This is a genomic window from Brevibacterium oceani, from assembly GCF_013623835.1.
GTDB lineage: Bacteria > Actinomycetota > Actinomycetes > Actinomycetales > Brevibacteriaceae > Brevibacterium > Brevibacterium oceani.
Genome location: NZ_JABKDE010000006.1, coordinates 100,813 through 123,573 on the forward strand (window position 1 = coordinate 100,813; position 22,761 = coordinate 123,573).

Genomic DNA, 22,761 nt, shown 5'->3' on the forward strand with positions numbered 1-22,761 from the left:
ATCAGCAGTTATGAACACACCTGCCTTTTCGGACTCGACGCACGAGTCAGTGAATCTGCCTGACAAGCCGGCCCTCGAGGGCCTGCGGGACAAATGGGATGCTCAGTGGAGCGAGTCGGGCGTCTACGCATTCGACGCCGAGACCGATCGCGCGCAGGTCTACTCCATCGACACTCCCCCGCCGACAGCTTCGGGTTCGCTGCACGTCGGACACGTATTCTCCTATACGCAGACCGACATCATCGCCCGTTACCAGCGGATGCAGGGCAAGAACGTGTTCTACCCCCTGGGCTGGGACGACAACGGCCTGCCCACCGAACGCCGGGTGCAGAACTACTACGGCGTGACGTGCGATCCCGGCCAGGCCTACGATCCGGACTTCCAGCCCCCGGAGAAGGCTCCGAAGAACTCCCGGGACTTCGTGAAGATCTCCCGCCGGAACTTCATCGAACTCTGTGAACGGCTCTCGGCAGAGGACGAGCAGGTCTTCGAAGATCTCTTCCGCTCCACCGGCCTGTCCGTGGATTGGAAGTACACCTACCGTACGATCGACGACGATTCGCGGGCCGTGAGCCAGCGGGCGTTCCTCACCGATCTCGCCGGTGGCCACGCTTATTCTCAGGATGCACCGACGATGTGGGATGTCACCTTCGGCACCGCTGTGGCACAGGCCGAACTCGAAGACCGCGAGAAGGAAGGCGCCTACCACAAGGTGAAGTTCTTCCCCGAGGGAGCCGACGGACTGGCCGACACCTCGGCGGAGCCCATCATCATCCTCACCTCGCGCCCCGAGCTCATTCCCGCCGTGGTGGCCCTCGTCGCCCACCCCGATGACGAACGCTACGCACCGCTGTTCGGAACGAACGTCGTCTCCCCGCTGTTCGGCGTCAGCGTCGAGGTTCGCGCTCATGAGCTCGCGAAGTCCGACAAGGGCACCGGCATCGCCATGGTCTGCACCTTCGGAGACCTCACCGACGTCACCTGGTGGCGTGAACTCGACCTGCCGACCCGCGCGGTGATCAACCGCGGCGGTCGCCTGGGGCTCGAGGTGCCCGAGTGGATCGCCGCTTCCCCGAAGCCCGAGGCGACTGCCAACTATGAGGCCCTGGCCGGCAAGACGACGTTCACCGCACGTAAGGACATCGCGCAGATGCTCGCCGACTCCGGTGACCTCATCGGCGAGATCGAGCCCATCACCCATCCGGTGCCGTTCTACGAGAAGGGCGACAAGCCGCTCGAGGTCGTCACCAGCCGTCAGTGGTACATCCGCAACGGCGGCCGTTCGGCGGAGCTGCGGGATGCACTCATCGCTCGCGGCCGCGAGATCGAATGGCACCCGTCGTTCATGCGCTCGCGCTACGAGAACTGGGTGGAGAATCTCAACGGCGACTGGCTCGTCTCCCGGCAGCGCTACTTCGGCGTGCCGATCCCCCTGTGGTACCGCCTCGACTCCGATGGAGCCCCGGACTACGAGAACCCGATCGTGCCCGAAAACCTGCCGGTCGATCCGATCGCCGAGGCGCCTGCCGGTTTCACAGAGGATCAGCGTGACGTGCCCGGGGGGTTCACCGCCGACCCGGACGTCCTCGACACCTGGGCGACGTCGTCGCTGACGCCGCAGCTGCTTGGGGGCTGGTCGCGTGACCAGGAGTTCTTCGACAAGGTCTTCCCCTTCGATCTGCGTCCGCAGGGACACGACATCATCCGCACCTGGCTGTTCTCGACCGTGGTCCGGGCGAATTCGCTCAACGACGCGGCCCCGTGGAAGCATGCGGCGCTGTCCGGATGGATCCTCGATCCTGACCGGAAGAAGATGTCGAAGTCGAAGGGCAACGTCGTCGTCCCCTCTGACATCCTCGCCGAAGCCAAGCCCGGTTACGGCCCGGATGCCGTGCGCTACTGGGCTGCCAGTGCCAAATTGGGCGCAGACACCGCCTATGACGTCACTCAGATGCAGATCGGTCGACGCCTGGCGATGAAGCTGCTCAATGCGTCGAAGTTCGCCCTCGCGCAGGGAGTCCACGCTGGACTCATCGGACAGCTCGGAGCTGTGACTCACGACCTCGACCGAGCACTGTTGGCGAAGCTCGCCGAGGTCGTCGATCAGGCCGGAACCCACATGGCTGCGTACGACTATGCTCATGCCCTGCGTGTGGCCGAGAGCTTCTTCTGGGAGTTCACCGACGACTACGTCGAACTCGTCAAGGACCGTTCGTACGGCGCCTCCGGCAGCGATGACCAAGTCTCGGCGCATGTCACTCTTGCGACAGCGCTCGACGTGCTGCTGCGCCTGTTCGCACCGTTCATGCCCTTCGTCACCGAGGAGGTCTGGTCATGGTGGCGCACCGGTTCGGTCCATCGTGCGACCTGGCCGGCCGATGAGTCGCTCAGCGTTCCGGGGGCCTCTGTGGATCCGGAGCTGCTCGCTTCTGTCGCGGCTGCTCTCACCGAGATCCGACGGACGAAGACTGAGGCCAAGGTCTCCCAGAAGACCGGTGTCGCAACGATCACGGTCCAGGCGCCGGCCGCGATCGTGTCGGCGATCCGGTCGGCAGAAGGCGATCTTCGGGCCGCGGGCCGCATCGAGAACCTCGTCGCAGAGGAGTCCGGAGACACGATCACGATCGGCGACGTCAGGTTCGTCGAACAGGCCTGATTGCCGGACTGATCACCAGCCCGAGCACCGACCGACCGCCGCCCTGATCAAGGACCCGATGACTGGCCGAGCCCAGAGACCCTGCGGCGCACCTCTCCCCTGGGTGGGAAGCGGACCGCCGCAGGGTCTCTGCATGTCATCGTCCACGGGACTCCGAATGCCATCGGCATCGGGAGACATGCCATCGGTCAGGTGAGGCATGGCATCAGCCACGGGAAACCGCACCGCCCCGGGCGTGTTCCGGGATCGGCACACGAAATCCGCTCTCTCCGCTCGGGCGTCCACGTAGGATGGATCCGACAACCGAAGAAGTACGGAATTCCGTCCTGACCGAAAGGCCTGTGGATCATGAGAAGCGAACTCTTTTCCCAGCGCAATGCCGAGATCCAGAACCAGGATCGCTGGACCCTCCAGTCGAAGAAGATGCTGCGCACGGTGATCACCCCGAACGCTCCGATGATCGCCACCAAGGGCGCCATGGTCGCCTATCAGGGCGATGTCCGCTTCACCCACCAGGGGTCGAAGTCGGTCGGGCAGTTCATGAAGAAGGCCGCGACCGGTGAGGGCGGCAACGTCATGCGCGTTGAGGGTCACGGTGAGATCTTCTTCGCCCGTGAGGCCTCGAACATCTTCATGATGGCCCTCGAAGGACCCCAGGATGCGCTGACGGTCAACACGTCGAACCTGCTCGCCTTCGACGACGCACTGAGCTGGGAGATCAAGCGGATCAAGGGCGGAGTCGGCGCCATGGTCAGCGGCTCGGGTCTGTTCAATCTCGAACTCGCAGGGCAGGGCACCGCCGCCATCTGCTGCAAGGGCGAGCCGATGGTGCTCGACTGCTCTCAGCAGCCGACGTTCGTCGACCCGCAGGCCGCCGTCTGCTGGTCGTCTGCACTGGCCCCGCAGATCAAGACCGATGTCAGTGTCGGCACGTTCTTCGGCCGCGGCTCCGGCGAGTCGGTCCAGCTGGCCTTCCACGGTCCAGGCTTCGTCGTGGTTCAGCCCGCCGAGAACGCGGTCTACTCGGCTGCCCAGGGCTGATCCCGGACTCTCCGAGACTACGCCGGAGCGCCGAGGCCACTGTGCACACGCCGTGGTCTCGGCGCTCCGGCGTGGTCTCGCAGTCTGCGAGCAGGTCTCAGTCGGTGACCACGGTCTGTTCGCGACCGCCACGCTCGACTCGGTACCTCACGAACGCAGGGAAGATCATTGCACACGTGAGGACGAGCACGATGACGGCGAGTCCGCCGCCCACCGAGGCGATCGTGGTATCCGAGGCGGCAGCGACCGAACCGTGCAACACGTCGGCGATCCTCGGCCCGCCGGCGACGACGACGATGAAGACACCCTGCATACGGCCGCGCATGTCATCGGTGGCCGCCTCCTGGAGCATCGTCGATCGGAAGGCCGAGGAGATGATATCCGCTCCCCCACCGACCGCCAGGCCGCAGAGCGCAACGATGAGTGCGGCCAGCCAGAATCCGGAGGCGAGTTCGAGGGACAGACCGAAGACTGTCATCGCCGAGCCCCAGACGATGATCGCGACGATCACTGCCAGCCCCTGCCGTTCGACCTTCGAGACCCAGCCGGAGAAGATTCCGGCCAGGGCGCTGCCGCCGGCCAGGGCGGCGAAGAGCAGGGAGAAGACGATGCCGCCTTCGGGCGGTCCGCCGAAGTTCTCGGCAGCGATCTGGGGAAACAGCGCCCTCGGCATGCCGAAGACCATGGCGATGATGTCGACGAGGAGGGAGACCATGACGACCGTGTTCGTCCCCAGATACCGGAACCCGTCGACGATGCCTTTGAACCCTGATCGCGTATCCGGCTGCTTCTTCGGCAAGAGTGACGGCAGCCGAATGACTGCGTAGAGCGTCGCGAAGAGGAAGACCGCGTCGAGGACGTAGAGCAGCTGGTATCCGAAGAGCGGGATGAGCGCCCCGCCGATGACCGGGCCGACGACGGCGCCGAGGGTCATCACCGTCATATTCAGCGAGTTCGCCGCCGGCAGCAGATCAAGCGGGATGATCGTCGGAATCAACGCCCCCTTCGCCGGCTGGTTGAGGCCGAAGAAGGCCTGCTGCATTGAGAACACCGACAGCAGCAGCCAGACGTTGTCGACGTTCGCCACTGCAAGCACGGCGAGGAGCGCACTGGTGACGATGAGACCGATGGTCGAGATCACCAGCAGCCGACGACGGTCGATGACATCGGCCAAGGATCCGCCCCACAGGCCGAACACGACAAGCGGGACGAGTCCGAACGCACCGGCGAGTCCGACGTATCCGGAGGACCCGGTGATGTGGTAGATCTGCGCGGGAATCGCGACGACCGTCATCTGGGCACCAATGACGGTGACGATATTGGCCAGCCACAGACGCCGGAATGCGGCGTATCTCAGTGGTCGTGTATCAGCGAAGAGCCTCATGGACTAAGAGGCTCAGGCGGACTTCTTGTTCGTCCTGTTCCGCGTCTTCGGCACCAGGGTCGGTGCGACGTTGGACTCGACGACATCCTTGGTCACGACGACCTCGGCGATGTCCTCGCGCGACGGGACGTCGAACATGACCGGCTGCAGGACCTCTTCCATGATCGACCGCAGGCCACGAGCACCGGTGCCGCGGAGCAGCGCGAGATCGGCGATGGCTTCGAGAGCCTCGGTCTCGAAGGTCAGTGAGACGTTGTCGAACTCGAACATGCGCTGGTACTGCTTGACCAAGGCGTTCTTCGGTTCGGTGAGGATGGACATGAGGGCCGCACGGTCGAGGTTCGACACGGTGGCCAGCACCGGGAGGCGTCCGATGAACTCGGGAATGAGACCGAACTTGAGCAGATCCTCGGGAAGGATGTCGGCGTAGAGGTCCTCTTCGTCGTTCTTCGACTGGAGCAGGGCACCGAAGCCGATGCCGTGCTTGCCCTTGCGGCCGGCGACGATCTCCTCCATGCCGGCGAACGCGCCGGCGACGATGAAGAGGACGTTCGTCGTGTCGATCTGCAGGAAGTCCTGGTGCGGATGCTTGCGTCCTCCCTGCGGCGGCACGGAGGCCTGAGTGCCCTCGAGGATCTTCAGCAGCGCCTGCTGCACGCCCTCGCCGGAGACATCGCGGGTGATCGACGGGTTCTCGGACTTGCGGGCGATCTTGTCGATTTCGTCGATGTAGATGATGCCGTGCTCGGCGCGCTGGATATCGAAGTCTGCGGCCTGGATGAGCTTGAGGAGGATGTTCTCGACGTCTTCGCCGACGTAGCCGGCCTCCGTCAGAGCGGTGGCATCGGCGACGGCGAACGGCACGTTGAGGCGCTTGGCCAATGATTGGGCCAGGTAGGTCTTCCCCGAGCCTGTGGGGCCGACGAGCAGGATGTTCGACTTCGCGATCTCGACCTCGGCGTCGCTGCCGCCGAGGGTCTTCGTGTCCTCGCCCGACTGCAGAGAGCGGATGCGCTTGTAGTGGTTGTACACGGCGACGGACAGCGCCTTCTTCGCGGGCTCCTGGCCGACGACGTACTCCTCCAGGAAGTCGAAGATCTCCCGCGGCTTCGGCAGCTCGAGCTCAGCCTGATCGGTGCTGGAATCGCTGAGTTCCTCTTCGATGATCTCGTTGCAGAGACCGATGCATTCATCGCAGATGTAAACACCAGGTCCGGCGATGAGTTTCCGAACCTGCTTCTGGGACTTCCCACAGAAGTTGCATTTGAGCAGATCTGCTCCGTCCGCACTGCGAGCCACTGTCACAACCTTTCGCCAGGGCACTTGGCCCCAACTCTACCGCTCGTGTTTCCTGTACCTCAATAGCTTCCCATACGACGCTGACACGAGTCCCCAGCGGCGTTATTCGGTGTGTCGCACGGCCGAGTCGTCACCGCGACCGACCGCACGCGCGAACGGGTCCGCACGAGCGGTGTCGTGCGGACCCGTTTCCGCTGGCTCTCAAGGCCAGGCGACGGTGATCAGTCCGCGTTCTTGCGCGAGGACAGCACCTGGTCGACGAGACCGTAGTCCTTGGCCTGTTCGGCCGTGAGGAAGAGGTCGCGTTCGATGTCGTTCGACACCTGCGTCGCTTCCTTGTTCGAGTGCTTGGCCAGAGTTCCCTCGAGCCACTCACGCATCCGCAGCACCTCGGCGGCCTGGATCTCGAGGTCGGACGCCTGGCCCTGCCCCTGTCCCTGCATCGCAGGCTGGTGGATGAGCACTCGCGCGTTCGGCAGCGCCAGTCGCTTGCCGGGTGTTCCGGCGGCGAGCAGCACGGCCGCGGCCGACGCGGCCTGGCCCAGGCACACGGTCTGGATCTCCGGTTTGATGTACTGCATCGTGTCGTAGATCGCCGTCATCGCCGTGAACGATCCGCCGGGCGAATTGATGTAAAGGGTGATGTCGCGGTCCGGATCCTGGGATTCGAGCACCAACAGCTGGGCCATGACATCGTCGGCGGAGGTGTCATCGACCTGCGCCCCGAGGAAGACCACGCGGTCATCGAAGAGCTTGGTGTACGGATCCTGGCGCTTGAATCCGTAGGGGGTGCGCTCCTCGAACTGGGGCATGACATAACGCGACTGCGGCATGTTCGACGCCGTCGAACCCGGCATAAAGTTCATTGAATTCATTCTTCCCTCACTCCTGCTCAGTTGTTCTCGACATCGGACGCGCGGGTGACCATCTTGTCGATGAAGCCGTATTCCAGGGCCTCTTCGGCGGTGAACCAGTGGTCGCGATCGTTGTCCTTGAGGATCTGCTCGAGAGACTTGCCGGTCTGCTCAGCAGTCAGTTCCGCCATCTGCTTCTTCATGTGCAGGATCAGTTCGGCCTGGATCTTGATGTCCGTGGCCGTGCCGCCGATGCCGCCCAGCGGCTGGTGCATGAGGATGCGGGCGTGCGGGGTGGCATAGCGCTTTCCCGGGGTGCCCGAGGACAGCAGGAACTGCCCCATCGAGGCGGCCATGCCCATCGCCACGGTCGAGACGTCGGGCTTGATGTACTGCATGGTGTCGTAGATGGCCATACCCGCGGTGACCGATCCGCCCGGGGAGTTGATGTAGAGCGAGATGTCCGCTTCCGGATCCTCAGCGGCCAGCAGCATCATCTGCGCACAGATCGCGTTGGCGTTGTCGTCACGCACCTCTGAGCCGAGCCAGATGATGCGTTCCTTAAGGAGACGGTTGAAGATATGGTCGTCCAGTCCCATTCCCCCACCGGCGTCGAGGCCGACGGGCGCTGTCATGTCGTGTGCGCTCACGTTTCACTCCTGTGTTCTGTGGATGGCTTGATATGGACTCTAACCGCTGACCATCGGGTTTTAGTCCGAGGCGGTGCCTGTGTTCGCCCTCAGCGTGAAAGGCAGCAGCGGAGATGCGAAGACGGCGGGTGCGGAACCGAATCCGCACCCGCCGTCTGATCAGGAATCCACCGCCGAGGCGGCTCTTCCTCAGTTCTCTTCCGCGGCCTCCGGGGTCTCTTCGTCCGCGTCGTCGGCCTCAGCGTCAACAGCCTCGGCGTCGTCATCGTCTCCTGCGGAGGTGAAGGCTTCCATGTCGACCACGTTTCCGGCGGTGTCCTTGACGGTGGCACCGGCGAGGACGGCGGCCAGGGCCTTGCGGCGCGAGACCTCTCCGACCAGGGCGTTGACCTGTCCGGAGCTGTCGAGCATCTGGGCGAACTCGTTCGGGTTCATGCCGTACTGCTGCGAAGCGGAGATCAGGTACTCGATGAGTTCGGGCTGGCTGACCTCGACGTTCTCGGCCTCGGAGACGGCATCGAGGATGAACTGGGTGCGCAGGTTGCGCTCGGTCTCCTCCGTGACCTCCTTGCGGTGCTCGTCGTCATCGACCCGGTTCTCGGACTCGAGGTGACGCTCCACCTCGTCGGTGACGATCTTGGCCGGAACGGGGACCTCGAGGGTCTCGATGAGGTGCTCGAGGACCTTGTCGCGGGCCTGCACGCCCTGGTCGGTCTCCTTCTGCTTGGCGGCCTGCTCACGCAGATCGTCACGCAGTTCGGCGATGGTGTCGAACTCGCTGGCCAGCTGGGCGAAGTCATCGTCGGCCTCGGGCAGTTCGCGTTCCTTCACAGCGCTCAGGGTGATCTTCACGGTGCCCTGCTCACCGGCGTGCTCGCCACCGGCGAAGGTGGTCTCGAAGGTCGTGGTCTCACCGGCGGAGAGGCCGTCGAGGGCCTCGTCCATGCCCTCGAGCATGGTTCCGGCGCCGACCTGGTACGAGATGTCAGAGGCGGTGTCGATCTCCTCGTCACCGATGGTGGCCACGAGGTCGAGAGTGACGAAGTCGTCCTTCGCAGCGGGACGCTCGACCGAGGTCAGGGTACCGAAGCGGGTGCGCAGCTGCTCGAGCTCGGCATCCACGTCTTCGTCGGTGACCTCGATGGGGTCCACCTCGACGGTGATCGAGTCGTAGGCGGGCAGTTCGATCTCGGGGCGAACGTCGACCTCGACGGTGAAGCCCAGGTCGCCGTCTTCGGTGCCGTCGAGTCCGGGAACCTCGGAGATCTCGACCTCGGGCTGACCCATCGGCTTGAGCTCGTTCTCATCGACCGCGGTGCGGTAGAAGTCATCGAGGCCGTTGTTGATGGCCTCCTGGATCACTGCCGGCCGACCGATCCGCTGATCGATGATGCGAGTCGGGACCTTGCCCTTGCGGAAGCCGGGGACGGTGACCTGCGCACCGATGGTCTTGTATGCCTCGTCGACGCTCGGTTTGAGTTCGGCGTATGGGACTTCCACGCTGATCTTGACCCGCGTGGGGTCGAGTTGCTCGACGGAGCTCTTCACAGTGCGACCTTTCAATTTCGACAGTCATGCATTTGCGGCCATCTTCCGACCCGACCGGCCCAGTTCGTGACCACAAACGGTCAGCTCACAGCCTGATCGGCCATCTCCTGGCCTTAAGGGGGAGCGAAAGTCCACGAATACTTCGCGCACGTCCGCAAGACGCAATCACCCATATTACGCGAAACCCCAACCGATACGCGAAACCGGGCGCATTTCACCCGTCGTCGCGGCGCGAGGGTCCGTAGAGCTCATCGAGGGTGATGATGACATTCGCCGCTGTCCAGGACAGCGGCGCCACTGAGACGGGCTCACCGTCGGCGCTGACCTTCTCGGGAAAGGAACCGACGACGGTGCGGTTCGCGCTCAGCCAATCGAGGACCGCCTCGGCGCGTTCGACGTCCCCGAGGCGGGCGAAGCCGAGCCCCATGAGCGAGGTCGACGGGGTCCAGCTCGACCGGTCGATGAGCCAGCCGTGTCCGGGCTTGATCCCGCCGGCCGGCTGTTCCAGCCGCTCCCAGGCGCCCGCGAGCATCGGTGCCTCGAGCACGGGCGGTTTCGCGTGCTTGCCCTGTCCTGCCGCCGAAGCTGCCGATTCATCGCGCGCGCCTACACCCGATAGCGAGAGGTAGGCGATGGCCGAGTCGGATCCGCCCGATGTCGGGTAGCGCTGCAGACCGTTGGCACCGAAGGTCCGGGCGAACGTCTCGGCGAAGGCCTGCGCAGTCCCGAACACTGCGTCCACTCCTCCGCCGAGGTGGTCCCACAGTTCCGGTTCTGCCGCGCAGAGTCCGGTCAGTGCGTCGAGGCCGACGAGCGTCGGCGCGGCCAGGCCGAGCGTGACCCTGGATTCGACGACCTCCCAGTAGTCCGGGCCCGCCGGCGGGAGGCTGTGGCCGTGTCCTGTGTGGTCGAAGAGCCGTTCGGATGTCCGGTGCAGGAGGCTCCGCAGTTCGGCCAGAGCGAACGATTCGCCGTTCGCCGACGGCGCGGAGTGGACCTCGGAGACCGCCCACAGGACCAGTCCCAGCGCGTCGAACTGAGATTGACGGTCATCGGGGGCCAGGCCCGTCTCGGGTATCACCCGAGCGGCGAACGAACCGTCGGACGCCTGCAGTGATTGGAGATAGAGGAGCTGCTTCCAGCCGTATTCGGCGAAGCCGATGCGCACGAACGCGACCGCGGCGAATGCGGCATCGCGGGCCCAGACGTAGCGCCAGGGGCCGACTCCTCCGGCCAACGTCGCTGGCAGTTCGTCGCTGAGCACCCAGAGATCGAGCAGGGCGGAGACCGCCGCTTCTCGTCGCTGCGCGGGCAGGGTGGCAAGCCAAGGGGCGCATCCGTCGAGGAAGTCCTGCTGACGTCGCGCGGGGCCCGAATCGTCGACATCGGGCATCACCCGAGAGGATGCGGGCAGGTCCCGTGCTTCGTCGGCTCCGAGGCCTCTGCGCTGACCGGAGGCGGTGTAGGCGACCGTGACTGATCGGACCGGATCGGGGTCCCCTGCCTCGGCGATGGCGGCGGCCATGCCTCCGCCGAGTCCGAGCAGGCCCAGCCCGGCGGCGCCGCCGGTGAGGACCTGGCGGCGGGAGAGTCGCGCGGTCGACACCCGCCCCAGTCCTCGTCCGTGCATGGCCGTATCCTACCGGGAGGGGCGTATGGTCAGAAAAAACCGGCCTGACCCGAAGGTCAGACCGGCTGTGGAGGGGATGACGGGAATCGAACCCGCACCATCAGTTTGGAAGACTGAGGCTCTACCATTGAGCTACATCCCCGTGGTGCGAGATTGACTATAGTCGAGACTTCCCACCGGCACCAAATCGGTCTTTCATGAACTAGGTCACATCGCCGTCGAACCCCGAGTCCGAGGTGCGATTGCGGACCCGGCTGTGGTTAGATAGTAGCCGTCGCGGGATGTGGCGCAGCTTGGTAGCGCATCTGTTTTGGGAACAGAGGGTCGCAGGTTCAAATCCTGTCATCCCGACACATGGAAGCCGCCCGGACCGACTGGTCCGGGCGGCTTCTTCATGCGCTCGCGGCCTTCAGGCGTCGAAGTCGATGATCTGACGCACGACCCGACCGTCTGACAGCGCATCGAAGGCCGCATTGAGGTCGTTCAGACCGATGGTGTCGGAGATCAGCTCCTCGACCGGCAGCTTGCCCGCCCGCCACAGGTCGGCGTAGACGGGGATGTCCCGGCTCGGCACCGCTGAACCGAGATAGGAGCCGATGACTGTGCGCGCCTCAGCTGTCAGCGTCACCGGTGTGATGCGCGACTGAGCATCCGGGGCAGGCAGACCCACCGTCACCGTCGTCCCACCCACGGCCGTCGCTGCGAACGCGGTCTCGAATGCGCGGGCATGGCCGACGCATTCGATGACGATCGGAGCCTTCCGGTCTCCAAGCTGTTCCGGGGTGTAGACCTCGACGGCCCCGAGTTCCGTCGCACGCACGAGTTTGTCCGGGTTCGCGTCGACCCCGATGACTCCCGCGGTGTCGATCGACAGCGCCGTGATGAGCGCGGCCATTCCCACACCGCCGAGGCCGACGATCATCACCTCGTCATCGGGACCGGGGCGACCGGCGTTGAGCACCGCTCCCCCGCCGGTGAGCACCGCGCAGCCGAGCACCGCGGCGATCGGCGCTGGAACGTCATCGTCGATCGGCACGACCGAGGCACGGTTGAGCACCGCATGGGTGGCGAACACGGACGCGCCGAGGTGGTGGAGCACCTCGATGCCGATGTGATCGTGCAGACGCACCTTGTGCCCGTCGAAGGGCAGGGTCCCCGCGCCGTTCGTGGCACTGCCCGGAGTGCACGGGAGTTTGCCGTCGGTGCGGCAGTTCGCACATTCCCCACACCGGGGCAGGAACACTGTGACGACCTGCTGTCCGACCTCGAGGTCGTCCACACCCTCCCCGAGCGCCTCGACCACGCCGGCACCTTCGTGGCCGAGCAGCATCGGCAGGGGCCGGGGCCGATTGCCGTCGACGACGGAGAGGTCCGAGTGGCAGACCCCGGCCGCGCGCATCCGGATGAGCACCTCGCCGGGACCGGGTTCGTCGAGCTCGAGGTCCTCGATCGTCATCGGCTGCGAGGTTGCGAACGGACGCGGCCGTTCCATCTCACGCAGCACTGCGCCTCTGATCTTCACAGCAGTCCTCCGTCAGCAGCATTTCCCAAACCCATCGCGATCATCTCGCCTCTCGCACCTTCCGTCGTCATCGCGGCCTGACTGTCACAGGGCCTGCCGGCCCTGCTCCTCGTAGTCGGCCATGATGGCGATGCGGCGTGAGTGACGGTCGTCCCCGGAGAACGGTTCGGCCAAGAAGGCATCGACGATTGCGATCGCTTCTGCCTCCGGGTGCTGGCGAGCACCGACCGCGACGATCTGTGCGTCGTTGTGCTGGCGGGCCAGCTTCGAGATCTCCGGGTTCCAGGCCAGGGCCGTGCGCGCGCCCTTGACGAGGTTGGCCGCCATCTGCTCCCCGTTGCCGGATCCGCCGATCACGACGCCGAGTGCGTCGACGCCCGCAGCCTGATCGTCGACGACGCCCTGGGCGGCGGCGATACAGAACGCCGGGTAGTCATCGAGGGCATCGTATTCGAGGGCGCCGTGGTCGACGATCTCGTGCCCCGCCTCGGCGAGGTGGGCCTTGAGGACCTCTTTGAATTCGAATCCGGCATGGTCGGTGCCGAGGTGAACCTTCATCTGTGTGCCTTTCGCAAATCGCTGCGGATCGCTCGTCGCCGGTGGCGAACCGAGCGGTCATCGCGTGTCGGGAGCGGGTGGTGCTGGTCGAGTGCTCGAGTGCGGGCACTCACATGAGCGGGGGTGCGAACCTCAGTCGAAGTTCGGTCCCTGGTCGCGAGTGCGCTTGAGCTCGAAGAAGCCGGGCGTCGAGGCGACCGCGAGGACACCGTCGAAGAGGCGGCCCGCGTCCTCACCCTTCGGCGCCGGAGTCACGACGGGTCCGAAGAACGCGGTGCCCGCAACACGGCAGATCGGGGTTCCGACGTCGTCGCCGACAAGCGACAGGGCTTCGTCGTGGGAAGCCTGAAGCGCCGCGTCGTAGTCGTCGCTCTCACCGTACTTCATGAGATCCGCCGGCAGCCCCACCTCGGCGAGGGCCTCGGAGACGGCCTTCTCGAAGTCCTTCTCTCCGTCCGGGTGAATGCGGGTGCCGATGGCGGTGTAGAGCGGTTCGGCCACCTCGTCGCCGTGTTCGGCGATGGCGGCGGTGACGATCCGCATCGGAGCCAGCGCACGATTCATCAGCTCGCGGTAGTCATCGGGAATGTCCTTGTCGCGGTTGAGGAAGTTGAGGCTCATCGGCCGGAACTTCACCTCGACGTCGCGCACCTTGGCCACTTCGAGCCCCCAGCGGGAGGTCATCCAAGCCCACGGGCATGCAGTGTCGAACCACAGATCGAGTGTTTCCTTGCTCACTGTCTCTCCTCATTCTCGGGTTGTGCACGTGCCGCGGAGGGCACCCGCAGTTCCGATGCTCAATCTACCAACAAGGGCCGAACGCACCGAAAGCGGTCGGATCGCGGTCGAGTCATGCCGGGAAGAGGAATTCGACCGCTGGGTCGGTCGTTCATGAAAGAATGGCCGAGTACACCCGGTTCCCGAAGCGAAGGTCACCTCACTGTGCCGCAATACAACCTCACCCGCGACGAAGCACGCGAAAGGTCCACCCTGGTGGACGTCTCGAGCTACGAGCACACCCTGATCCTCACGGGAGAGGGTGAGAGCTTCCGCGTGCGCTCGCGGATCCGGTTCACTGCCGCACCGGAGTCAACGACCTTCATCGACGCCATCACCGCCAGCGTCGAACGCGTGCGCCTCAACGGTCTCGACCTCGATCTCGCCGAGGTGGTCTCCCCCGCCCGCATCGGCCTTCCCGGTCTCGCCGCCGAGAACGAGCTCGTCATCGACGCGCACTTCTCGTATATGAACACAGGGGAGGGACTCCACCGCTTCGTCGATCCTGTCGACGACGAGGTCTATCTCTATTCGCAGTTCGAGGTGCCCGACGCCCGGCGTGTGTTCCCCGTCTTCGAACAGCCGGACATCAAATCCCCTTTCTCCTTCACAGTCGTCGCCCCTGAGAAGTGGACAGTCGTCTCCAACTCACCCACACCGACGCCGGGTGACCCGATCGAGACGTTCACCGACCTCGGCGAAGCGCCGATCGAAGGAATGGCCGTGTGGCAGTTCGCGCCCACGACACCGATATCGTCCTATATCACCGCGATCATCGCCGGTCCCTACCGGTCGGTCCATTCGGAACTGATCTCTTCGGACGGATCTCCTGTCCCCCTCGGCCTGTACTGCCGATCCTCACTGTTCGACTACCTCGACGCTGACAACCTCTTCGGTGTTACGAAGGCCGGCTTCGAGTTCTTCGAACGCGAGTTCGGAGTCTCCTATCCCTTCGAGAAATACGATCAGCTCTTCGTCCCTGAGTTCAATGCCGGGGCGATGGAGAATGCGGGGGCCGTGACGATCCTCGAGAACTATGTGTTCCGGTCCCGTCCGACCGAAGCACTCGTCGAGCGTCGAACCGTCACCGTCCTCCACGAACTCGCCCACATGTGGTTCGGCGACCTCGTGACCATGCGCTGGTGGAACGACCTCTGGCTCAATGAGTCCTTCGCCGAGTTCATGTCGACGCTGGCTACCGCGGAGGCGACGAAGTTCGCCGATGCGTGGACGACCTTCGCCACGATCGAGAAGTCCTGGGCCTACCGCCAGGATCAGCTGCCGAGTACCCATCCGATCGTTGCCCCGATCGAGGATCTCGCCGATGTCGAGGTCAACTTCGATGGAATCACCTACGCCAAGGGCGCCTCGGTGCTCAAGCAGCTCGTGGCCTGGGTCGGACGGGAGGAGTTCTTCACCGGGCTCAAGCGCTATTTCGACAAGCATTCATGGTCGAACACGGAGCTTGCCGATCTGCTCGATGAGCTCGCCGCCACCTCGGGCCGCGATCTGACCAGCTGGTCGAAGCTGTGGCTCGAGGAGTCCGGGGTCAATCTCATCGAAGCCGACCTCCAGACGACGGGCGAAGCCGACGCCGAAGTGGTCGGAAGTCTGCGAGTCACGCAAGCTCCGTGGTCGCTCGACGGTCAGCCGACTCCGTCGCTGCGTCCGCATCGCCTGGCGATCGGCTTCTACTCCGATTCCGGAGACGGACGGCTCGCCCGCACTCACTCGTTCCCCATCGACATCGACTCCGCTGCCGTCACCGTCGACGAGGCGCGGGGACTGCCCCGCCCGGACGTCATCGTCGTCAACGATGCCGATCTCAGCTACGCCAAGGTGAGGTTCGACGATCGCAGCATGGCCGCCGCTGCCCACCGGCTGAGCGACTTCGATGATTCGCTCACCCAGCTGCTCGTGCTCGCTACCCTGTGGGACGAGGTCCGCGACGGTCAGCGTCCGGTCCAGGACTACCTCGACACCGTCATCACCCATCTGGGTGCGATCACGCACTCCTCGGGTCTGCTCACCCAGATGCGTCAGCTCGACACCGCGGTCTCGTCCTACCTGCCTCCCGATCAGCGCAAGGCCGTGCATGCCCGACTCGCCGACCGGTTCATCGAGCTGCTGGGAACCATCGAGGAGGGCACTGATCAGGCCTTCCAATTCGTCCGCGGGTTCATCAGACACGCTGTCACCGAGGAGCAGCTGGAGCGCCTGAAATCATGGTTCGATCCCGCATGCGAATCCGTCTCCGGGATCGCCCTCGACACCGATCTCACCTGGGAGATCCTCATCGGCCTGTGTGCCAACGACGCCGTCGACGATTCGGCCGTTCAGGAGATGAGCCGACGCGATCCCACCGCCACCGGCGCCCGACAGGCCGCGACCGCACGAGCCTCCCGCCCCACCTCGGCGGCGAAGTCCGAGACCTTCACCCGCCTCGTCGACGCTGTGGATCTGCCGAATTCCGAACTCGGGGCACTGGCTCTCGGCTTCGGCACCGGGCTGCAGCGACCCGATGGTGAGATCATCACTGCACAGGAGCCGCTGCGGCCGTTCGCCGATGAGTACTTCGACCGCGTCGCGGGCTGGTGGGAGACCAGAACCCTCGAGACCGCGCAGACCTTGACTCTGCGCCTGTTCCCACCGGTGAGTTCCGTCACGGTCTCATCCGCCCGACAGTGGCTGGCCGATCATCCCGCGGCGCCGAAGGGCCTGCTGAGGCTGATGAGGGAGAACCTCGCCGAGGTCGAACGGGCGCTGGAGGTTCAGCGTGTGTCCAGCGCTTCCAAGGGATCATTGAACCTCGAGGGCTAGTCTCGAGAAATCATGACTTCTGACGCAATGGAAAACACTGTTCAAGCCGCAAGTGACTTCGATTGGTCGTTCCTCCTCGGTGCTCCGCTGCAGATCACGGTCATCGTCATCATGGCCTTCGTCGTCAATCTCATCGTCCGGTACTTCATCCGCCGGTTCACCACCGCGGTCGCCAAAGGCACGGTCGGCAGTGAGAAGGCCGAAGGTGCTGGGCTGACGAAGTTCTCGTCTGCCGCGCTCGAAGCGCAGCGGACGGGGATCGACCAGCAGACGATCAAGGAACGGCGTGCGCAGCGGGCCAAGACCGTGGGTCGCATGCTGTCCTCGGTGACGACGATCCTCATCAGCGTCATCGCCGCGCTGATGATCCTCGACGCGCTGAGCTTCAATATCGCGCCGATCCTCGCATCTGCCGGTATCGCCGGTGTCGCCATCGCCTTCGGTGCGCAGGAGCTCGTCCGTGACTACCTGTCCGGTTTCTTCATCGTCATCGAGGATCAGTACGGAATCGGCGACACCGTCGACCTGGGCGAAGCCGTCGGCGAGGTCGAGGACGTCGGACTGCGCCGGACCCAGGTCCGTGACCTCACCGGCACCCTGTGGCATGTGCGCAACGGCGAGATCCTGCGCGTGGGCAACCTCTCCCAGGGCTGGGCCCGCGCCGTTCTCGACATCCCCATCGACTACCGAACTTCGATGGATGACTACCGCGAGATGACCGCGGACGTCACCCGCACCCTGAAGAAGGATCCCGAGATCGCCCGAGCCATGCTCGAGGATCCGGAGATCGCCGGTGTGCAGTCCCTGTCCGGGTCGTACCGGGTCATCCGCACGATGGTCAAGACGAAGCCGAACCAGCAGTGGATGGTCGAACGTGCCTTCCGCGCCGAGCTCATGACGGAGCTGGCCAAGCGAGGAGGGCAGATCGGAATGGTCCAGGAGACCGTTCTGCGCACGCTGCCGGGCACGGATGAGAAGTCCTCCGAGGAGAACTCCTCAGCAGAGAGTTCCGTGACCGGGTCCGTCGTCACCACCTCCGTCCGGGACAAGCACGGTCGGGACGAGCACCGGGGACAGAAGTCCTCGGCCAGTCGCAGCAGCGAATCCCCCTCCCCGCTGCCCAGCGAGCAGGAGATCCGCGCCGGCGCACAGGAGGACTCACCGAGCGAAGGGTCGAACGATGACGCAGACGAGTGACGATTCGATCTTCGCGGCCGTCGGCGGCCATGAGACGTTCACCCGCCTCGTCGATGTCTTCTATGAGCATGTCGACGAGGATGCGCAGCTCATTGCGATGTACCCGGACGGGCACGAACTCACCGGGGCGAAGCACCGCCTGCAGACCTTTCTCGAGCAGTACTTCGGCGGACCGTCGACCTATCAGGAACAGCGCGGACATCCTCGCCTGCGGATGCGTCACTTCGACTACCCCATCGACTTCGACGCGAGGGACCGCTGGCTGCGATGCATGCGCGCAGCCCTCGACGACGTCGCCCTGCCTCCGCTCTACGACGAGATGTTCTGGGACTACTTCCAACGGGCGGCGACCGCGATGGTCAATTCCGCGAATCCCAACATCCGCTGATCAGGTGCGCGTATGCCGCGCGCTGATCGCGCCGGATGATCGCGACCGTCGAACGGCCGGTCCGCAGGCTGGGCATTGTGCCCAGGCGATGCGGCGACTTCATGCGAGGCAGTGTCTCATACGCGGGCGCGGGTGAGCAGATGGCCTCCCGGTGCGGCGATGCGCAGCCAGCCCGAGGCCTCCATCACGCTCAGCTTCCTGTCATCGTCGCGCCCGGCATTCGGGATGAAGCGCAGCGCGGCGGCAGCGAACGCCAGACCGCCGGGCAGTCCGGTACCGGCGGCACCCTTCATCTCGCGTGACCACACCCGGGAGCGCAGTGCTTTGACAGCGTGACCTCCCGAACCCTGGGGCGCACCGGCGCTGACCTCTTCGATCCCCTCGGCCGCGGCGGCATGAAGGTCGCCTACCGTGATCGTGTCGCGCATCTGCCATCCGGTGCGCGGCGGCGCGATGCCGGTCCAGGACACGAGCACCGAATTCGGAGGCACCGGCAGCGAGGCGCCGTTCTCCTCCCGGGCGAAGCGATCGAGCAGGTTGGACAGCGGCACCGCCTCGTCGAGCCCGTCGAGTTCGGATCCGCGCAGCCGCAGCATCCGCATGCCGAGGACGAGCGGGGTCGGGTCGCCGATCCCATGCGGGAACAGCGGTGCGACCGAGGCCGCCAGGACGTCGGAGAAGACCTGCAGGCGCATCACCCCGTCGGAATCGGCCTTGTGGGCCAGCGAGGTGAAGGCGGACAGGTCGCGCATGGCCAGCGGGTCGGCGATCTCGAGCACACTCACCGGCGCGCCCTCCGCAGCGGTACCTTGCCGCCGAGCACGGAGTCCATGGCTTCGGTCTCTGCTGCGCTCAGCCGCCGCGGTCGGCCCGAGGCCTTGTCGATGAAGACGACGACCGTTTCGGCGACCGTATACGCGCGGGAGCCGTCGGGTTCGCAGATGACATAGCCGACCGTCACCGAAGCCGGGCTGACATCGCTGATGACGAGATCGACTGCGATGGGGCCGGACCGGTACGGAATCGGAGCACGATATTCGATCGCATGAGAGGCCACGAGCAGTTCGGTCGTCGCCGAGGCTGCCGCAACGACGGCGGGAATCTCCACCCCGCTGATGGTCGCGGCGATTCCGAAGTGACCGGGTGTGGTCGGGGCATCCGTGCTGTGCGTCGGGGACCCGAGGACCCGCACTCGGGCCTCTTCGAGCAGCCGCAGCTGGGTGACGTTGTTGACGTGCCCGTAGACGTCCATATCACCCCATCTCAGCTCCAGCAGTACGCGGGTGAAGTCGTCGAGAAGGGGGTCGGTGGCGCCTGAGTGCATGCGTCCCATCATGCCACCTTCCGCCCGGTGGTGTCGCACGCGATAGGATCGTGAACTGAACGCACGATCGGCACCGCCGTCCGAGGGAGAGAACCTATGACCGAAGAAGCATCCACCGAGGCTGAGGCGAATGTTGCACGATTGCACGAGATCCTCGACCTGCGGCGGCTCGACTTCACCGCGGCTTCGAGCGAGTCGGACTTCTTCATCGGCCACAGCCAGTACAAGCCGGACGGACGGGTCTATGGCGGTCAGGTGCTTGCGCAGTGCGTCGTCGCCGCTGCCGCAACTCTCCCCGAGGATCGGCTGATCCATTCCCTGCATGGGTATTTCCTCCGCGCCGGCGACGTCAGTGAGCCGATCGAGTTCGGCGTCGAGCGTCTGCGCGACGGTCGCTCTTTCTCCGCCCGCCGAGTGCATGCCTATCAGAAGGGGGCGCCGATCCTCTCCCTCATCGCCTCTTTCCAGGACGAACAGCCGGGCCTCGAACACTCCGAGGAGATGCCGACCGGACTGCCGGCCCCTGAGGACTGTCCCGAGGTGCTCGACCTCATCGGCGACGATGATTCCCCGGTGACAACGGAATGGCTGGCCAAACGCCCCTTCGAGATCCGGCCCGTCGAGACCTCCCTGCACGCCCCTCAGACCACAGCAGCCGCGTCTCGGGAGCAGCATTCCTGGATCCGCACCAGCGCACCGTTCGGTGACGACCCGGTGCTCAATGCCGCCGCTTTGGCCTATGCCAGCGATTTCAACCTGCTCGAGCCCGTGCTTCTGCACCACGATCTCACCTGGCGGACTCCTGGCCTGCGGGTGGCCAGCCTCGATCACGCGATGTGGTGGCACAGGCGAGTCCGCGTCGACGAGTGGATGCTCTACGTGCAGGAGTCCCCAGCATCACAGGGTGGTCGAGGACTCGGCTATGGACGCATCTTCTCCCAGGACGGAACTCTGCTCGCCACCGTGGCCCAGGAGGGTATGGTCCGGGTCAAGGAGTCCCGATGAGCGACGACACCACGATGATGGACATCATCGGCACCATCCTCCTTCGACTCGTCACTGTGGCGCTATTCATCGTCATTGCGATCCTCGCGCTGCTGTTCTTGCGGTCGAACACTGACCTGCACATGGGCTTCATCGCCGTCCTGGCCATCGCGGTGGGCGTCGTCGGTGCGCTGCTCCTCCGGCTGCTCTTCACCGGCCTGTCGCGCCTCGGGCGCACGAGCGATCACTGAACTCCGTAGAACGCACGCTCACCGAACGCCGTCGGCTGCCGGAGCGGACCACCCGCAGAGTCGCTGACGCCGTGTGGGCGAGCCGCGGTTGAGGAAAGAGCGTCGTCGTCCTCGGCAGCGACACAGCGATGCCCCGGTCCTGGTGACCGGGGCATCGCTGTGTCTGGCTCTGCGGCAGCGGATCAGTCGCGGGTGAGGCGACGATGCGTGACGCGGTGCGGCCTGGCCGCATCCTCGCCGAGGCGCTCGACCTTGTTCTTCTCATAGGCTTCGAAGTTGCCTTCGAACCAGTACCAGGCGGCCGGGTTCTCTTCCGTGCCTTCCCACGCGAGGATGTGGGTAGCGACTCGGTCGAGGAACCACCGGTCGTGGGAGACGACCACGGCACAGCCGGGGAATTCGAGCAGAGCGTTCTCCAGCGACCCGAGCGTTTCGACGTCGAGGTCGTTCGTCGGCTCGTCGAGCAGCAGCAAGTTGCCGCCCTGCTTGAGCGTCAGAGCGAGGTTGAGTCGATTGCGCTCACCGCCGGAGAGGACTCCGGCCTTCTTCTGCTGGTCCGGGCCTTTGAAACCGAACGCCGAGACGTACGCACGCGAAGGCATCTCCACCGAGCCGACCTGGATGAAATCGAGTCCGTCGGAGACGACCTCCCACAGCGTCTTATCCGGGTCGATGCCGCCGCGGGACTGGTCGACATAGGAGATCTTCACGGTCTCGCCGATCTTGAGGTCTCCCCCGTCGAGCTCTTCGAGACCGACGATCGTCTTGAACAGGGTCGACTTGCCGACGCCGTTGGGACCGATGACACCGACGATGCCGTTGCGCGGCAGTGAGAAGCTCAGATCGTCGATGAGCTGACGTCCGTCGAACCCCTTCTCGATCTTGTCCGCTTCGATGACGACATCGCCGAGGCGAGGCCCGGCCGGGATCTGAATCTCTTCGAAATCGAGCTTCTTGGTCTTCTCGGCTTCGGCGGCCATCTCCTCATAGCGGGCCAGACGGGCCTTCGACTTCGTCTGCTTCGCCTTCGGGTTCGACCGTACCCATTCGAGTTCGTCCTTGAGGCGCTTGGCCAGCTTCGCGTCCTTCTTCCCCTGGACCTGGAGCCGCTCGCGCTTCTTCTCAAGATAGGTGGAGTAGTTGCCTTCGTAGGGGTAGAGGTGACCGCGGTCGACCTCGGCGATCCATTCGGCGACGTGGTCGAGGAAGTACCTGTCGTGCGTGATGGCGATGACGGCACCGGGGTAGGACGTGAGGTGCTGCTCGAGCCACAGCACCGACTCCGCGTCGAGGTGGTTCGTCGGTTCGTCGAGGAGCAGCAGGTCCGGCTTCTCCAGCAGCAGCTTGCACAGCGCCACGCGACGACGCTCACCGCCGGAGAGCACCGAGACATCGGCATCCGGCGGCGGGCAGCGCAGAGCATCCATCGCCTGTTCGAGCTGGGAATCAAGATCCCACGCATCGGCGGCGTCAATGGCTTCCTGCAGCTTGCCCATCTCTTCCATCAGTGCGTCGAAGTCCGCATCGGGATCCGACATCTCCTCGGAGATCGCATTGAATCGGTCGACCTTCGCCTTGATCTCGCCGACGCCCTCCTGGACATTGCCGAGGACGGTCTTCTCTTCGTTCAGCGGGGGCTCCTGCATGAGGATGCCCACACTGTAACCGGGGCTGAGCCGAGCCTCACCATTCGATGGCTGCTCCAGGCCCGCCATGATCTTGAGGATCGTTGATTTGCCGGCGCCGTTGGGGCCGACCATACCGATCTTCGCTCCGGGATAGAACGACATCGATACATCGTCGAGGATGACTTTGTCACCGTGCGCCTTACGCGCCTTATGCATGGTGTAGATGAATTCGGCCATAGTGGTCTCAGGC

General features: G+C 64.8%; 19 protein-coding genes and 2 tRNA genes. 8 read left to right on the top strand and 13 right to left on the bottom strand.

Translation table 11 applies throughout. The features are described from left to right. The first annotated feature begins 10 nt into the window (after positions 1–10). Together valS and HK401_RS14060 are read left to right on the top strand one after the other, a co-directional pair. A complete protein-coding gene (valS, locus tag HK401_RS14055) occupies positions 11–2,656 on the top strand; it encodes a valine--tRNA ligase (RefSeq protein WP_181275291.1) in 2,646 nt (881 codons plus the stop codon). A gap of 348 nt (positions 2,657–3,004) precedes the next feature. Beyond that, entirely contained in the window at positions 3,005–3,697 is a 693-nt protein-coding gene (locus HK401_RS14060; RefSeq protein WP_181275292.1) for an AIM24 family protein, read from the top strand. Between the two features lie 97 nt (positions 3,698–3,794). On the opposite strand, the gene HK401_RS14065 is transcribed toward HK401_RS14060, so the two are convergent. The 7 genes from HK401_RS14065 to HK401_RS14095 all read right to left on the bottom strand — a co-directional run bounded on the left by HK401_RS14065 (position 3,795) and on the right by HK401_RS14095 (position 11,204). Then, a complete protein-coding gene (locus HK401_RS14065; protein ID WP_181275293.1) occupies positions 3,795–5,081 on the bottom strand; it encodes an MFS transporter in 1,287 nt (428 codons plus the stop codon). 12 nt (positions 5,082–5,093) lie between these two features. Then, a complete protein-coding gene (gene clpX, locus HK401_RS14070; protein WP_181275294.1) occupies positions 5,094–6,380 on the bottom strand; it encodes an ATP-dependent Clp protease ATP-binding subunit ClpX in 1,287 nt (428 codons plus the stop codon). A gap of 221 nt (positions 6,381–6,601) precedes the next feature. Further along, on the bottom strand, positions 6,602–7,246 hold the full coding sequence (locus HK401_RS14075) for an ATP-dependent Clp protease proteolytic subunit (protein WP_166971456.1): 645 nt from the start codon (positions 7,244–7,246) through the stop codon (positions 6,602–6,604). Between the two features lie 26 nt (positions 7,247–7,272). After that, on the bottom strand, positions 7,273–7,869 hold the full coding sequence (locus tag HK401_RS14080) for an ATP-dependent Clp protease proteolytic subunit (RefSeq protein ID WP_166975828.1): 597 nt from the start codon (positions 7,867–7,869) through the stop codon (positions 7,273–7,275). Between the two features lie 204 nt (positions 7,870–8,073). Further along, positions 8,074–9,432 (bottom strand): trigger factor, encoded by a 1,359-nt coding sequence (gene tig, locus HK401_RS14085; RefSeq protein ID WP_181275295.1) that lies wholly within the window; start codon positions 9,430–9,432, stop codon positions 8,074–8,076. A gap of 214 nt (positions 9,433–9,646) precedes the next feature. Beyond that, the gene (locus HK401_RS14090) at positions 9,647–11,062 is read right to left on the bottom strand and encodes a hypothetical protein (protein ID WP_181275296.1); all 1,416 of its coding nucleotides are present in this window, start codon (positions 11,060–11,062) and stop codon (positions 9,647–9,649) included. Positions 11,063–11,130: 68 nt separating this feature from the next. Continuing rightward, positions 11,131–11,204 (bottom strand) — tRNA-Gly (locus HK401_RS14095). 135 nt (positions 11,205–11,339) lie between these two features. Here HK401_RS14095 and HK401_RS14100 point away from each other — a divergent pair. Next, positions 11,340–11,413, top strand: a tRNA-Pro gene (locus HK401_RS14100). Between the two features lie 58 nt (positions 11,414–11,471). Here HK401_RS14100 and HK401_RS14105 read toward each other — a convergent pair. The 3 genes from HK401_RS14105 to HK401_RS14115 all read right to left on the bottom strand — a co-directional run bounded on the left by HK401_RS14105 (position 11,472) and on the right by HK401_RS14115 (position 13,880). Continuing rightward, entirely contained in the window at positions 11,472–12,584 is a 1,113-nt protein-coding gene (locus HK401_RS14105) for an alcohol dehydrogenase catalytic domain-containing protein (RefSeq protein ID WP_181275297.1), read from the bottom strand. An 84-nt stretch (positions 12,585–12,668) separates the two neighbouring features. Next, on the bottom strand, positions 12,669–13,142 hold the full coding sequence (locus HK401_RS14110; RefSeq protein WP_181275298.1) for a ribose-5-phosphate isomerase: 474 nt from the start codon (positions 13,140–13,142) through the stop codon (positions 12,669–12,671). 132 nt (positions 13,143–13,274) lie between these two features. After that, positions 13,275–13,880: a mycothiol-dependent nitroreductase Rv2466c family protein gene (locus tag HK401_RS14115; RefSeq protein ID WP_181275299.1), complete on the bottom strand. Its 606-nt coding sequence runs from the start codon at positions 13,878–13,880 to the stop codon at positions 13,275–13,277. A 204-nt stretch (positions 13,881–14,084) separates the two neighbouring features. On the opposite strand from HK401_RS14115, the gene pepN reads away from it, so the two are divergent. Genes pepN through HK401_RS14130 form a run of 3 tightly spaced genes read left to right on the top strand, consistent with a single transcriptional unit; the run spans position 14,085 to position 18,324 of the window. Further along, positions 14,085–16,739, top strand: coding sequence for an aminopeptidase N (gene pepN, locus HK401_RS14120; protein WP_181275300.1), 2,655 nt, complete (start codon positions 14,085–14,087; stop codon positions 16,737–16,739). A 12-nt stretch (positions 16,740–16,751) separates the two neighbouring features. Next, positions 16,752–17,936: a mechanosensitive ion channel family protein gene (locus HK401_RS14125; RefSeq protein ID WP_181275301.1), complete on the top strand. Its 1,185-nt coding sequence runs from the start codon at positions 16,752–16,754 to the stop codon at positions 17,934–17,936. Continuing rightward, a complete protein-coding gene (locus tag HK401_RS14130; protein WP_181275302.1) occupies positions 17,920–18,324 on the top strand; it encodes a globin in 405 nt (134 codons plus the stop codon). The genes HK401_RS14125 and HK401_RS14130 overlap by 17 nt, the downstream gene beginning before the upstream one ends. Positions 18,325–18,440: 116 nt before the next feature. On the opposite strand, the gene HK401_RS14135 is transcribed toward HK401_RS14130, so the two are convergent. Then, positions 18,441–19,109 carry a DUF8185 domain-containing protein gene (locus tag HK401_RS14135; RefSeq protein WP_181275303.1) on the bottom strand — a complete coding sequence of 223 codons (669 nt, stop codon included), beginning with the start codon at positions 19,107–19,109 and terminating at the stop codon, positions 18,441–18,443. Further along, the gene (locus HK401_RS14140) at positions 19,106–19,657 is read right to left on the bottom strand and encodes an acyl-CoA thioesterase (RefSeq protein WP_258234220.1); all 552 of its coding nucleotides are present in this window, start codon (positions 19,655–19,657) and stop codon (positions 19,106–19,108) included. The genes HK401_RS14135 and HK401_RS14140 overlap by 4 nt, the downstream gene beginning before the upstream one ends. A gap of 87 nt (positions 19,658–19,744) precedes the next feature. Here HK401_RS14140 and HK401_RS14145 point away from each other — a divergent pair, with 87 nt between their 5' ends. Together HK401_RS14145 and HK401_RS14150 are read left to right on the top strand one after the other, a co-directional pair. Continuing rightward, a complete protein-coding gene (locus tag HK401_RS14145) occupies positions 19,745–20,653 on the top strand; it encodes an acyl-CoA thioesterase (protein ID WP_181275304.1) in 909 nt (302 codons plus the stop codon). After that, on the top strand, positions 20,650–20,883 hold the full coding sequence (locus tag HK401_RS14150) for a hypothetical protein (RefSeq protein ID WP_181275305.1): 234 nt from the start codon (positions 20,650–20,652) through the stop codon (positions 20,881–20,883). Before HK401_RS14145 ends, HK401_RS14150 begins: the two co-directional genes overlap by 4 nt. Before the next feature lie 182 nt (positions 20,884–21,065). On the opposite strand, the gene ettA is transcribed toward HK401_RS14150, so the two are convergent. Continuing rightward, positions 21,066–22,748 (bottom strand): energy-dependent translational throttle protein EttA, encoded by a 1,683-nt coding sequence (gene ettA / locus HK401_RS14155; protein WP_181275306.1) that lies wholly within the window; start codon positions 22,746–22,748, stop codon positions 21,066–21,068. Between the last annotated feature and the right edge of the window lie 13 nt (positions 22,749–22,761).